At 73.9% G+C, this 12,917-nt stretch carries 11 protein-coding genes; 10 read left to right on the top strand and 1 reads right to left on the bottom strand.

All coding sequences use genetic code 11. From position 1 onward, the window contains the following. Positions 1-63: 63 nt before the first annotated feature. The 6 genes from ACIQMV_RS00415 to ACIQMV_RS00390 all read left to right on the top strand — a co-directional run bounded on the left by ACIQMV_RS00415 (position 64) and on the right by ACIQMV_RS00390 (position 6,482). On the top strand, positions 64-387 hold the full coding sequence (locus ACIQMV_RS00415; protein WP_003977346.1) for an integration host factor: 324 nt from the start codon (positions 64-66) through the stop codon (positions 385-387). A gap of 58 nt (positions 388-445) precedes the next feature. Further along, on the top strand, positions 446-1,039 hold the full coding sequence (gene gmk / locus ACIQMV_RS00410; protein WP_141362794.1) for a guanylate kinase: 594 nt from the start codon (positions 446-448) through the stop codon (positions 1,037-1,039). 62 nt (positions 1,040-1,101) lie between these two features. Continuing rightward, complete coding sequence (gene rpoZ, locus ACIQMV_RS00405) at positions 1,102-1,374, top strand: DNA-directed RNA polymerase subunit omega (protein ID WP_205385858.1); 273 nt, start codon at positions 1,102-1,104, stop codon at positions 1,372-1,374. Positions 1,375-1,562: 188 nt separating this feature from the next. Further along, entirely contained in the window at positions 1,563-2,765 is a 1,203-nt protein-coding gene (coaBC, locus tag ACIQMV_RS00400; RefSeq protein WP_402590014.1) for a bifunctional phosphopantothenoylcysteine decarboxylase/phosphopantothenate--cysteine ligase CoaBC, read from the top strand. A 233-nt stretch (positions 2,766-2,998) separates the two neighbouring features. Beyond that, positions 2,999-4,222, top strand: coding sequence for a methionine adenosyltransferase (gene metK, locus ACIQMV_RS00395; RefSeq protein ID WP_402590012.1), 1,224 nt, complete (start codon positions 2,999-3,001; stop codon positions 4,220-4,222). Between the two features lie 112 nt (positions 4,223-4,334). Further along, positions 4,335-6,482, top strand: a complete 2,148-nt coding sequence (locus tag ACIQMV_RS00390) for a primosomal protein N' (protein ID WP_402590010.1) — start codon at positions 4,335-4,337, stop codon at positions 6,480-6,482. Between the two features lie 427 nt (positions 6,483-6,909). Here ACIQMV_RS00390 and ACIQMV_RS00385 read toward each other — a convergent pair whose 3' ends face one another. After that, a complete protein-coding gene (locus tag ACIQMV_RS00385; RefSeq protein WP_402590008.1) occupies positions 6,910-7,443 on the bottom strand; it encodes a hypothetical protein in 534 nt (177 codons plus the stop codon). 876 nt (positions 7,444-8,319) lie between these two features. On the opposite strand from ACIQMV_RS00385, the gene fmt reads away from it, so the two are divergent. The 4 genes from fmt (at position 8,320) to ACIQMV_RS00365 (ending at position 12,894) form a co-directional block, all read left to right on the top strand. Beyond that, a complete protein-coding gene (gene fmt / locus ACIQMV_RS00380; protein ID WP_141362804.1) occupies positions 8,320-9,252 on the top strand; it encodes a methionyl-tRNA formyltransferase in 933 nt (310 codons plus the stop codon). Positions 9,253-9,333: 81 nt separating this feature from the next. Further along, the gene (locus ACIQMV_RS00375; protein ID WP_402590006.1) at positions 9,334-10,749 is read left to right on the top strand and encodes an RsmB/NOP family class I SAM-dependent RNA methyltransferase; all 1,416 of its coding nucleotides are present in this window, start codon (positions 9,334-9,336) and stop codon (positions 10,747-10,749) included. A 335-nt stretch (positions 10,750-11,084) separates the two neighbouring features. Then, complete coding sequence (gene rpe / locus ACIQMV_RS00370; RefSeq protein WP_141362808.1) at positions 11,085-11,771, top strand: ribulose-phosphate 3-epimerase; 687 nt, start codon at positions 11,085-11,087, stop codon at positions 11,769-11,771. 79 nt (positions 11,772-11,850) lie between these two features. Then, positions 11,851-12,894, top strand: a complete 1,044-nt coding sequence (locus tag ACIQMV_RS00365) for a sugar-binding transcriptional regulator (RefSeq protein ID WP_402590003.1) — start codon at positions 11,851-11,853, stop codon at positions 12,892-12,894. Positions 12,895-12,917: the final 23 nt, after the last annotated feature.

The following is a 12,917-nucleotide window of genomic DNA, read 5'->3' as shown; positions in this document are numbered from 1 at the left end:
GTGGGGCGACTAGGTTCCTCACCGGTCCGTATCCGACAGTTCGACATCCGAGGTGACGTAGGCGTGGCTCTTCCGCCCCTAACCCCTGAACAGCGCGCAGCCGCGCTCGAAAAGGCCGCCGCGGCTCGCCGGGAGCGGGCCGAGGTCAAGAATCGACTCAAGCACTCCGGCGCCTCCCTGCACGAGGTCATCAAGCAGGGCCAGGAGAACGACGTCATCGGCAAGATGAAGGTCTCCGCCCTTCTTGAGTCCCTTCCGGGCGTGGGCAAGGTCCGCGCCAAGCAGATCATGGAGCGGCTCGGCATCTCCGAGAGCCGTCGCGTGCGCGGCCTCGGGTCCAACCAGATCGCCTCCCTGGAGCGCGAGTTCGGCAGCACCGGCTCCTGAATCCGGGGGCTCGGGGCCGGAGTCCCGGGCACCGCGCGATTGCTGGAATAATCGGCGCATGGCTGTAACACCCCGGGGCGCGACCCCCGTACCCCCGGACGCACGTCCGCGGCTGACCGTGCTCTCCGGCCCCTCAGGGGTCGGCAAGAGCACGGTCGTCGCCCATATGCGCAAGGAACACCCCGAGGTCTGGCTGTCGGTGTCCGCGACGACCCGCAAGCCCCGTCCCGGTGAGCAGCACGGCGTCCACTACTTCTTCGTCACCGACGAGGAGATGGACAAGATGATCGCCAACGGCGAGCTGCTGGAGTGGGCCGAGTTCGCGGGCAACCGCTACGGCACGCCGCGCGCCGCCGTGCTGGAGCACCTGGAGTCGGGTGTGCCGGTGCTGCTGGAGATCGACCTCCAGGGCGCCCGGCAGGTCCGCGAGTCCATGCCCGAGGGCCGGCTGGTGTTCCTGGCTCCTCCCTCCTGGGAGGAGCTCGTGCGCAGACTCACCGGGCGGGGGACCGAGCCGCCCGAGGTCATCGAACGGCGGCTGGAGGCGGCGAAGATCGAACTCGCGGCCGAGCCGGAGTTCGACGAGACCCTGGTCAACACCTCCGTCGAGGACGTGGCTCGCGAGCTGCTAGCCTTGATGGACGTTGTGTGATCGTGAGAGTGACCGTGACGGTCGCACCGACTGATTCTTTCCCATCCATCGGAAGGTAGAGCGTGTCCTCTTCCATCTCCGCGCCCGAGGGCATCATCAACCCGCCGATCGACGAGCTCCTCGAGGCCACCGACTCGAAGTACAGCCTCGTGATCTACGCGGCCAAGCGGGCCCGCCAGATCAACGCGTACTACTCGCAGCTCGGCGAGGGCCTCCTCGAGTACGTCGGTCCGCTCGTCGACACCCACGTCCACGAGAAGCCGCTCTCCATCTCCCTGCGGGAGATCAACGCGGGTCTGCTGACGTCCGAGGCCATCGAGGGCCCGGGTCAGTAGTCCCCGCTCAGTAGCCCCTGCGGTTCTTCATATCTGCAGATCGCAGTAGGTTTTTCCACAGGCCCGGCAGCACGACTGCCGGGCCTGTGGTGTGCTCGGGGGGTGCGGGAGTCGATCCCGCGATGATGCAGCATGGACGCGTACGCCGACGAACCGCGGCGTGCGTGTGTCGAGTGCGGGGAGGCCCGGTGAGCAAGCCCAAGGTCGTTCTGGGGGTCGGTGGCGGCATCGCCGCCTACAAGGCGTGCGAGCTGCTGCGCAGGCTGACCGAGTCGGGGCACGACGTGCGTGTGGTGCCGACCGCCTCCGCGCTGCACTTCGTCGGCGCCGCGACCTGGTCCGCCCTGTCCGGCCACCCCGTGTCCACCGAGGTCTGGGACGACGTCCATGAGGTCCCGCACGTCCGCATCGGGCAGCAGGCCGACCTGGTGGTCGTCGCCCCCGCCACCGCCGACATGCTCGCCAGGGCCGCCCACGGCCTCGCCGACGACCTGCTGACCAACACCCTGCTCACCGCCCGCTGTCCGGTGGTCTTCGCCCCCGCGATGCACACCGAGATGTGGGAGCACCCGGCCACCCAGGACAACGTGGCGACGCTGCGCCGCCGCGGCGCCGTCGTCATCGAACCGGCGGTCGGCCGGCTGACCGGCGTCGACACCGGCAAGGGCCGGCTGCCGGAACCGGCGGAGATCTTCGAGGTCTGCCGCCGTGTGCTGGCCCGGGGCGCGGCCGAGCCCGACCTCGCCGGGCGGCACGTCGTCGTCAGCGCCGGCGGCACCCGTGAGCCCCTCGACCCCGTCCGCTTCCTCGGCAACCGTTCCTCCGGCAAGCAGGGCTACGCCCTCGCGCGGACGGCGGCGGCCCGTGGGGCCCGGGTCACGCTCGTCGCCGCCAACACCGCCCTGCCGGATCCGGCGGGCGTGGACCTGGTCCGGGTCGGCACGGCCGTGCAGTTGCGGGAGGCGGTACTGAAGGCCGCCGCGGACGCCGACGCGGTGGTCATGGCCGCCGCGGTCGCCGACTTCCGCCCCGCGGCCTACGCGGCCGGCAAGATCAAGAAGAAGGACGGCGAGGACCCCGCGCCCATCACGCTGGTACGCAATCCGGACATCCTCGCGGAGATATCAGCCGAACGGGCGCGGCCCGGACAGGTGATCGTGGGCTTCGCCGCGGAGACCGACGACGTCCTCGCCAACGGGCGCAAGAAGCTCGAGCGCAAGGGCTGTGACCTGCTCGTGGTCAACGAGGTGGGGGAGCGCAGGACCTTCGGCGCGGAAGAGAACGAAGCCGTGGTGCTGGCCGCCGGCGGCGGCGAGACCCACGTGCCGCACGGTCCGAAGGAGGCGCTGGCCGACACCGTGTGGGACCTGGTGGCCGCCCGGCTGGGCTGAGCGCCCCCTGCCCGGCTCCCTCGAACGTCGAAGCCCGGCGCGTGGCGACTCTGGTCAAGGTCGCCGGGCTTGGGCAGAATGCCCGTGCCGCAGGTCACAGCGCTCCCGAGAGGCGAGACAGGTGGGCCGGTGGCCGAGCGCGACCGATAAACTGTTCTCGGACGACGCCGGGCGCAGCCCCGTGCCCGTCCGCCAATGATCAGCCAGCAGCCGCTGCAACCCCAGGGAGCGTTGTGTCCCGTCGCCTGTTCACCTCGGAGTCCGTGACCGAGGGTCACCCCGACAAGATCGCTGACCAGATCAGCGACACCATTCTCGACGCGCTTCTGCGCGAGGACCCGACCTCCCGGGTCGCCGTGGAGACACTGATCACCACCGGCCTGGTGCACGTGGCCGGCGAGGTCACGACCAAGACCTACGCGGACATCGCGACCCTGGTCCGGGACAAGATCCTCGAGATCGGCTACGACTCCTCCAAGAAGGGCTTCGACGGCGCCTCCTGCGGCGTGTCCGTCTCGATCGGCGCGCAGTCCCCGGACATCGCGCAGGGCGTGGACACGGCGTACGAATCGCGGGTCGAGGGTGGCGCCGCGGGCGACGGCATCGACGAGCTGGACCGGCAGGGCGCGGGCGACCAGGGCCTGATGTTCGGCTACGCCTCCGACGAGACCCCGACGCTGATGCCGCTGCCGATCTTCCTGGCGCACCGGCTGTCCAAGCGCCTGTCGGACGTGCGCAAGAACGGCACGATCCCCTACCTGCGCCCGGACGGCAAGACCCAGGTCACCATCGAGTACGACGGCGACAAGGCGGTCCGCCTCGACACCGTGGTCGTCTCCTCGCAGCACGCCTCCGACATCGACCTGGACTCGCTGCTGGCGCCCGACATCCGCGAGTTCGTCGTCGAGCCGGAGCTGAAGGCGCTGCTGGACGACGGCATCAAGCTGGACACCGAGGGCTACCGGCTGCTGGTCAACCCCACCGGCCGGTTCGAGATCGGCGGCCCGATGGGCGACGCCGGACTGACCGGTCGCAAGATCATCATCGACACCTACGGCGGTATGGCCCGCCACGGCGGCGGCGCCTTCTCCGGCAAGGACCCGTCCAAGGTGGACCGCTCGGCCGCGTACGCGATGCGCTGGGTCGCCAAGAACGTGGTGGCGGCGGGCCTGGCCTCCCGCTGCGAGGTCCAGGTCGCCTACGCGATCGGCAAGGCCGAGCCGGTGGGCCTGTTCGTGGAGACCTTCGGCACCCACAAGGTGGAGCCCGAGAAGATCGAGAAGGCGATCGACGAGGTCTTCGACCTGCGTCCGGCCGCCATCATCCGCGACCTCGACCTGCTCCGCCCGATCTACGCCCAGACCGCCGCCTACGGCCACTTCGGCCGCGAGCTGCCCGACTTCACCTGGGAGCGCACCGACCGCGTGGACGCGCTGCGCGAGGCGGCGGGTCTGTAGGACCGGCGCCGCGGGCGCCGTCCGCCGCGAGACCTGAGCGAGGCCCGGACCCCAGGAGGGTTCGGGCCTCGCTCGCCGTCGGTTGTCGGTCCCGTTTGGTAAGAATGCAAGCGTGAGCAGCGAGAACGGGACGGGGGACGGCGGGGCCGCGGGGGCGCCGCCGGAACAGCTTGCGCTCATCCGGGAGAGCGTGCGCAAGGCGCAGGAGCCGCGGGCCAAGCCGCGCACCTGGCGCGGTGCCGCGCTCGCCGGGGAGCTGCCCGTGGCGCGCGTACTGGTCGACAAGGGCGCACTGCACCTCGACCGTTACTTCGACTACGCCGTGCCTGCCGAACTGGACGCCGACGCGCGGCCCGGGGTGCGGGTGCGCGTGCGGTTCGGAGCCGGACGGCACCGGGTGCGCGAGGGACGGCGCGAGGGCGGCGGGCTCATCGACGGGTACCTGATCGAGCGCCGGGCCGAGTCCGACTACGCGGGGCCGCTCGCCGCGCTCGCCCAGGTCGTGTCGCCCGAGCCCGTGCTCAGCGAGGAACTGCTCGGCCTGGCACGGGCCGTCGCCGACCGGTACGCGGGCAGCGTCGCCGACGTACTCCAACTCGCCGTGCCGCCGCGCAGGGCGCGCGCCGAGGAACGGCCCTCGCCCGCACCGCTGCCGCCGCCGCCCGCACCCGACGCGGGCTCCTGGGCCCGCTACGAGCGGGGGGACGCGTTCGTGCGGGCCCTGGCCGCGGGGGGCTCGCCGCGTGCCGTGTGGAACGCGCTGCCCGGGCCCGGGTGGAGCGAGGAACTGGCCCGCTCCGTCGCCGCCGCGCTCGCCTCGGGACGCGGTGCGCTCGTCGTCGTACCGGACGGGCGGGCCGCCGTCCGGGTGGACGCCGCGCTGACGGCCCTGCTCGGCGAGGGACGGCACGCGCTGCTCACCGCCGACGCGGGGCCCGAGAAGAGGTACCGGCAGTGGCTCGCCGTGCGGCGGGGATCCGTACGGGCCGTCGTCGGTACCCGGGCCGCCATGTTCGCGCCGGTGCGGGATCTCGGGCTGGTCGCGCTGTGGGACGACGGGGACGACAGCCACAGCGAGCAGCACGCGCCGCAGCCGCACGCCCGCGAAGTGCTGCTGCTGCGCGCCGCGCAGGACAAGTGCGGTTTCCTGCTGGGCGGTTGGAGCTGCACGGTGGAGGCGGCACAGCTCGTCGAGAGCGGCTGGGCCAGGCCGCTCGTCGCGGCCAGGGAACAGGTGCGGCGGGCGGCTCCGCTCGTGCGCACGGTGGGCGACACCGATCTCGCCCGGGACGAGGCCGCGCGGGCGGCCCGGCTGCCCTCGCTCGCCTGGCAGGCGGCCAGGGAGGGACTGCGGCACGGGCCCGTACTGGTGCAGGTGCCCCGCCGGGGTTACGTGCCGCGGATGGCCTGCGCGCAGTGCCGGGCGCCCGCACGGTGCCGGCACTGCGCGGGACCCCTCCAGGGGCAGGACGCGGGGGCGCTCGGCTGTGACTGGTGCGGGCGGGAGGAGCCGGCGTGGCACTGCCCGGAGTGCGGCTCGTTCCGGCTGCGGGCCCAGGTCGTCGGAGCGCGGCGGACCGCCGAGGAACTGGGCCGGGCGTTCCCGTCCGTACCCGTGCGGACCTCGGGACGCGAGCACGTGCTGGACACGGTGCCGGGGACACCCGCGCTGGTGGTGAGCACCCCGGGTGCGGAGCCGGTCGCCGAGGGCGGGTACGCGGCGGCCCTGCTCCTGGACGGCTGGGCCATGCTCGGGCGTCCCGATCTGCGCGCCGGTGAGGACGCGCTGCGGCGCTGGATCGCCGCCGCCGCGCTCGTCCGGCCGCAGCCGGAGGGCGGCACCGTGGTGGTCGTCGCCGAGCCGACCCTGCGGCCCGTGCAGGCGCTGGTGCGCTGGGATCCAGTCGGTCACGCCCTGCGGGAGCTGTCCGAACGCGCCGAACTCGGGTTCCCGCCGGTGTCCCGCATGGCGGCCGTGTCGGGCCCGGCGGAGGCGGTGTCGGACTTCCTCCCCGCCGTCGAACTGCCGCGGGAGGCAGAGGTGTTGGGGCCCGTCCCGCTACCGGTCACGCCTCCGGGACGCCCGCGCCGATCCGGCGCGCCCCCACCCGGCGAACACTGGACCCGGGCCCTGATCCGCGTCCCGCCCGGCAGTGGAGCCGCGTTGGCCTCCGCCCTGAAGTCCACTCAGGCGGCCCGCATGGCCCGCGGAAACCATGACCCGGTCCAGGTACGCGTCGACCCACCGGACATCGGCTGACACGGCAACGCCCGCACGGTGAGGGGGGCTGCCAACTCCGGCCGCGTGTACTGCCGTTCGCCGAAGGCGCGCGTCCCGGCCGGGCTGTGGGCGCGCAGAGGCCCGAGGCTCCGTGCGGCACGGGCGAGTCGGTGCCCTGCGGAGGACGGATCGCAGGTCAGGTCGGGCGGTCGGGTCTGCGCGGGCCGGTGTTCCGGGGCTGTGCCCCGAGGGCCCGGTGCGGTGGCCGAGGCCGCACCGCGTCGTGCCGGCACGGGTCTCGCCGGGGTGCCCGGCGGCCGTCGGGCCGGAGCGGTGAGCGAACCGCCTGGTGTCCGGCCGCGCCCGGGACCGCGTGAGATGGGCGGACGGGAGCCGTCAGTGCCCGGCCGACGGTGGTGTCAGGACCTCCCGGGTGCCCGCCGGGAGGGGACACGGGAAGGGGGCGTCAGCCGTTGCGGGGGCCGGGGAAGGCGGTGGGGCGGGGCTCGTCGCGCAGTGCCGGGCCGCAGGCCGTCGGCTGGGTCGGCATGGAGCGGGCCGCGGGGACCGTGGCGATGCCGGTGCCGACATTGACCGTACGGGTGCCGGTCGGCTCCGGGGTCCGCTCGCCCTCGGCGGCCGGCGCGGCCGCCGAGCGGCGTGCGCCGTAACGCCGGTGGACCGCCTGCTTGGTGACACCGAGGGCCGAGCCGACGGCGTCCCACGAGAAGCCGAGCGAGCGGTCGAAGTCCACGGCGGCCGTGACCAGGGTCTCGACACTGTCCCGCAGCTCCTGGGCGAGACGGACGGTCGGGGCGGGGGCGCGTCCGTAGACGACGAAGCCCGTGGAGGGGCCGGAGCGGCGTGGGCGGTAGACGTTGCCCAGCTGGGCGGTGAGCGTGCGCAGTGCGTCCACCTGCCGGCGGACCCGCTCGATGTCCCGCACCAGCAAGTGCAGGCTGGCCCGGGCCTGGGCGTCGTGGGTTGCGTGGTCGGCCATGAACAAGCCTCTCGAACCGGCGTTGAAAGGAATCGGGCCGAGCAGGCGGCCCGCTGTGGTCAACTCTTACTTGACCAACGCGCTTGCCCTCCACGGGTCACGGTGTGGGGGCGTAGGGAAACACGCGTACGCCCCCGTGCGCCGGACGCGCGCTGCACGGTCGGCCGACGGCCTCCCCCCCGTCACCTGACGCGCCGCCCGGTCGTCTGCTTCGTCCCGGCTCCGTGGCCTGCTGCCTGGCGTGCCGGCTGTTGCCCGGCTGGGTCGTCTGTGGCTGGGCTTCGTGGTCTGCTGCCTGGCGTGCCGCCCATTGCCCGGCCCAGTCATCTGCTGCCCCGGCTCCGTGGCCTGCTATCTGGCCTGCCGCCTGCCGCCTGCCGCCTGCCGCCTGCCGCCTGCCGCCTGCCGCCTGCCGTGTGCCGCCTGCCGCCTGCCGCCTGCCGTGTGCCGCCTGCCGTGTGCCGCCTGCCGCCTGCCGCCTGCCGTGTGCCGCCTGCCGTGTGCCGTGTGCCGCCTGCCGTGTGCCGTGTGCCGCCTGCCGCCTGCCGTGTGCGGCCTGCCGTGTGCCGCCTGCCGCCTGCCGTGTGCCGTGTGCAGCCGCGGCTCCGGTGGCCTGCCTCCTGCTGCCCCGGCTTCGTGGCTCGCCGCCTGGCGTGCCGCTCGTCGCCCGGCCCTGTCCCCTGCCGCCCGGTCACCTGTCGCCCGGCCCTGTTACCTGTGTCGCCCGGCCCCGTCACTTGCCGCCCGGCCCCGTCACCTTCCGCCCGGCCCGGCGTCCGCGGCACCGCTCCGCCCGTCAGCCACGGCCTTTCGCCCGTGGTCATAGACTGGTGCGCTGCCCGCCGTCCAACCCGCCCGAGAGGCCCAAGCCACCCCATGAAGCTCGTCTTCGCCGGTACCCCCGAGGTCGCCGTTCCCGCTCTGGACGCCCTGCTCGCCTCCGGGCGGCACGAGGTGGCCGCCGTCGTCACCCGGCCCGACGCGCCGGCCGGGCGCGGGCGCAGGCTGGTCGCGAGCCCGGTCGCCGAGCGGGCGGAGGAGGCCGGGATCGAGGTGCTCAAGCCCGTCAAGCCGCGCGACCCGGAGTTCCTGGAGCGGCTGAAGGAGATCGCCCCGGACTGCTGCCCGGTCGTCGCCTACGGTGCCCTGCTGCCCAGGGCGGCCCTCGACATCCCCGCCCGCGGCTGGGTCAACCTGCACTTCTCCCTGCTGCCCGCCTGGCGCGGCGCCGCCCCCGCGCAGCACGCCCTCATGGCCGGGGACGAGATCACCGGCGCGTCCACCTTCCTCATCGAGGAAGGGCTCGACTCCGGCCCGGTCTACGGCGCCGTCACCGAGCGGATCCGGCCCACCGACACCAGCGGCGACCTGCTCACCCGGCTCGCCCTCGCCGGGGCCGGACTGCTCGCCGCGACCATGGACGGCATCGAGGACGGCACCCTGGCGGCCGTGCCGCAGCCGGCCGAGGGCGTCACCCTCGCCCCCAAGATCACCGTCGAGGACGCCCGGGTCGACTGGACGGCGCCCGCCCTGCGCGTGGACCGCGTGGTACGCGGCTGCACACCGGCGCCCGGCGCCTGGACCACGTTCCGCGGCGAGCGGCTCAAGCTGATCCAGGCCGCCCCGGCGCCGCAGCGCACCGACCTCGCCCCGGGCGCGCTCGCCGTCGGCAAGAACGACGTCCACGTCGGCACCGGTTCGTACGCCGTCGAGCTGCTGTGGGTACAGGCGCAGGGCAAGAAGCCGATGCGGGCGGCGGACTGGGCGCGCGGGGCGCGCATCGCCGAGGGCGAGACGCTCGGCGGCTGACCGGGCGGCCCGGACCGGGACGTAGGCTGGGTGCACCGCGCGTCCGAGCGCGGCGCACCCAGACAACCGGAGCACCTTTTCGTGAGCGACACCCGTCGGCCCGGCAAGCCCGCCAAGCCCTACCGCCGACCCCAGAAGGACCCCGTCCGCATCCTCGCCTTCGAGGCGCTGCGCGCCGTGGACGAGCGGGACGCCTACGCCAACCTGGTCCTGCCCCCGCTGCTGCGCAAGGCACGCGAGAAGGGCGACTTCGACGGCCGGGACGCCGCGCTCGCCACCGAGCTGGTGTACGGAACGCTGCGCCGCCAGGGAACGTACGACGCGATCCTCGCGGACTGTGTCGACCGCCCGCTGCGCGAGGTCGACCCGCCCGTCCTGGACGTGCTGACCCTCGGCGCCCACCAGCTGCTCGGGACGCGCATCCCCAGCCACGCCGCCGTGTCCGCCACCGTCGAGCTCGCCCGGGTCGTCCTCGGCGACGGGCGGGCCAAGTTCGTCAACGCAGTGCTGCGCAAGGTCGCGCAGCACGACCTCGACGGATGGCTGGAGAAGGTCGCCCCGCCCTACGACGAGGACCCCGAGGACCACCTCGCCGTCGTCCACTCCCACCCCCGCTGGGTCGTCTCCGCCCTGTGGGACTCCCTCGGCGGCGGGCGCGCCGGGATCGAGGACCTGCTGGAGGCCGACAATGAGCGGCCGGAGGTGACCCTGGTCGCCCGGCCCGGACGGGCCGGCACCGAGGAGCTGCTGCGCGAGGAGGCCGCGGTGCCGGGCCGCTGGTCGCCGTACGCCGTACGGCTGACCGAGGGCGGCGAACCGGGCGCCGTGGACGCCGTACGGGAGGGCCGGGCCGGCGTCCAGGACGAGGGCAGCCAGCTCGTCGCGCTCGCCCTGGCGAACGCGCCCCTCGACGGCCCCGACCGGAAGTGGCTCGACGGATGCGCGGGCCCCGGCGGCAAGGCGGCCCTGCTGGCCGCGCTCGCCGCCGAGCGCGGAGCCGTCCTGCTCGCCTCCGAGAAGCAGCCCCACCGCGCCGGGCTGGTGGCGAAGGCGCTGGCCGGCAACCCCGGTCCGTACCAGGTGATCGCCGCCGACGGCACGCGTCCCGCCTGGCGGCCGGGCAGCTTCGACCGTGTCCTCGTCGACGTCCCCTGCACCGGGCTCGGCGCCCTGCGCAGGCGCCCCGAGGCTCGGTGGCGGCGCCGCCCGGAGGACCTGGACGGCTTCGCCCCGCTCCAGCGCGGCCTGCTGCGCACGGCCCTGGAGTCGGTGCGCGTCGGCGGCGTGGTCGGCTACGCGACCTGCTCCCCCCACCTCGCCGAGACCCGCGTCGTGGTCACCGACGTGCTCAAGCAGTTCCCCGAGGCCGAACTGATCGACGCCCGCCCGCTGCTGCCGGGCGTCGGGATCCTCGGCGACGGCCCCGACGTGCAGCTGTGGCCGCATCTGCACGGGACCGACGCGATGTACCTGGCCCTGATCCGCCGCACCGGCTGACCGGCCCCTTCCCGGGTGCGGCCCATGCCGTCCCGCGAAGCGTCCATGGAGCGTCCGTGGAGCGGGCCGGCGGGTGCGGCCCCGACCGCACCCGCGCACGGCGGTCCCGCCCGCACCCGCGCACGGCGGTCCCGCCCGCACCCGCGCACGGCGGTCCCGACCGCACCCGCGCACGGCGGTCCCGCCCGCACCCGCGCACGGCGGCCCCGCCCGCACCCGCGCACGGCGGCCCCGCCCGCGCGCCCGTGCGTCATGATCGCCGGCTCTCCCCGGTACCCGGCTTGAGGCCGGGTACCGGGGAGAGCCGGCGGGCCCGGGCATGGCACGCTTGGGTCATGGCCGTGCAGATCAACCCCAGCATCCTGTCCGCCGACTTCGCGCGTCTCGCCGAGGAGGCGAAGGCGGTCGAAGGGGCCGACTGGCTCCACGTCGACGTCATGGACAACCACTTCGTCCCGAACCTCACGCTCGGCGTGCCCGTCGTGGAGTCCCTGGCCCGGGCGACGGACACCCCGCTGGACTGCCACCTGATGATCGAGCAGCCCGACCGCTGGGCGCCGCAGTACGTCGAGGCGGGTGCGTCCTCCGTGACCTTCCACGTCGAGGCGGCCGCCGCCCCCGTCCGGCTGGCCCGCGAGATCCGCGCCAAGGGCGCCCGGGCCTCGATGGCACTCAAGCCCGCCACCCCCATCGAGCCGTACGAGGACCTGCTTCCCGAGCTCGACATGCTCCTGATCATGACGGTGGAGCCGGGCTTCGGCGGCCAGGCCTTCCTCGACATCATGCTGCCCAAGATCCGCCGCACCCGGGAGCTGATCGGCAAGCACGGCCTCCAGCTGTGGCTCCAGGTCGACGGCGGAGTGTCGGCCTCGACGATCGAGCGGTGCGCGGAGGCGGGCGCGGACGTGTTCGTCGCCGGCTCGGCGGTCTACGGTGCGCAGGACCCCGCCGAAGCGGTGCGAGCCCTGCGCAGTCAGGCGGAAACGGCCACCACCAAGGCGTCCTGGGCGTGCGGCCACTGAACAACGGCTGAGTGAACGGCTCCCCAGCAGGGCTGATCAAGCGCGCAGGATCTGCAAGGATGAACGGTGAATCCAGAATGTGAACAGCAGTGAGGAGATCGCCGTGTCGGGTATGTCGGCGGGCCGGTCAGCCATGCGGATGGGACCCGCTGAGCTGGTGCAGGCGGCGGCCATGGCCCGCCGTTTCTACCTCGAGGGCAAATCGAAGATCCAGATCGCCGAGGAGTTCGGCGTCAGCCGCTTCAAGGTGGCCCGGGTCCTGGAGACCGCTCTCGAACGGGATCTCGTGCGCATCGAGATCCGCGTGCCGGCCGAGCTGGACGCCGAGCGCTCCGACGCGCTCCGCGCCCGCTACGGCCTCAGGCACGCCGTCGTGGTCGAGTCCCCGGCCGAGGCAGAGGAGACGCCCGACCCCGAGAACCTCGGCGAAGTAGCCGCCGATCTGCTCGGCGAGCTCGTCGACGAGGGAGACGTGCTGGGTCTGGCCTGGGGCCGTTCCACCATCCACATGGCGGCGGCCCTGAACCGGCTGCCGCCCTGCACGGTGGTGCAGCTGACGGGGGTGTACGACGCCGGGACCTCCGAGCGCGGCTCGGTGGAGGCCGTGCGCCGCGCCGCCCAGGTCTCGGGGGGCGACGCCCACCCCATCTACGCGCCGATGCTGCTGCCGGACGCGGCCACCGCTGCGGCGCTGCGGCACCAGACCGGGATCGCGCGCGCCTTCGAGTACTTCGACAAGGTCACGGTCGCCTGTGTGTCCATCGGTTCCTGGGAGCCGGGCATCTCGACGGTGCACGACATGCTCAGCGACGAGGAGCGGGCCCACTACGCCTCGCTCGGCGTCTCCGCCGAGATGGCCGCGCACCTGTTCGACGCCGACGGCCGCCGGATCGGACGGGACCTGGGGGAGCGGTGCATCACGGTCAAGGCCGACCAGCTGCGCCGTATCCCCGAGGTCGTCGCGATCGCGGGCGGACAGCGCAAGGCGGCGGCGATCGACGCGGTGCTGCGGTCCGGCCTGGTCACCAGCCTGGTCACGGACACCTCGGCCGCGGACTACCTGATGACGGCGGGGCCCGCCCCCAGGCCGGCTCTCAACAGGGCGGACCCGGACGGCCCCTGACGAGTCCGCGCGGGACGGCCGTG

This window comes from Streptomyces sp. NPDC091412 (assembly GCF_044756885.1).
GTDB lineage: Bacteria > Actinomycetota > Actinomycetes > Streptomycetales > Streptomycetaceae > Streptomyces.
The sequence above is the reverse complement of the archived record's forward strand: the minus strand, read 5'-3'. Positions and strand labels throughout refer to the sequence as shown.

Bases quoted from the DNA above. Each gene is read 5' to 3' on its own strand.
- fmt (WP_141362804.1), top strand. From the start codon at position 8,320: ATGAAGCTCGTCTTCGCCGGTACCCCCGAGGTCGCCGTTCCCGCTCTG.
- ACIQMV_RS00385 (WP_402590008.1), bottom strand. From the start codon at position 7,443: ATGGCCGACCACGCAACCCACGACGCCCAGGCCCGGGCCAGCCTGCAC.
- rpe (WP_141362808.1), top strand. From the start codon at position 11,085: ATGGCCGTGCAGATCAACCCCAGCATCCTGTCCGCCGACTTCGCGCGT.
- gmk (WP_141362794.1), top strand. From the start codon at position 446: ATGGCTGTAACACCCCGGGGCGCGACCCCCGTACCCCCGGACGCACGT.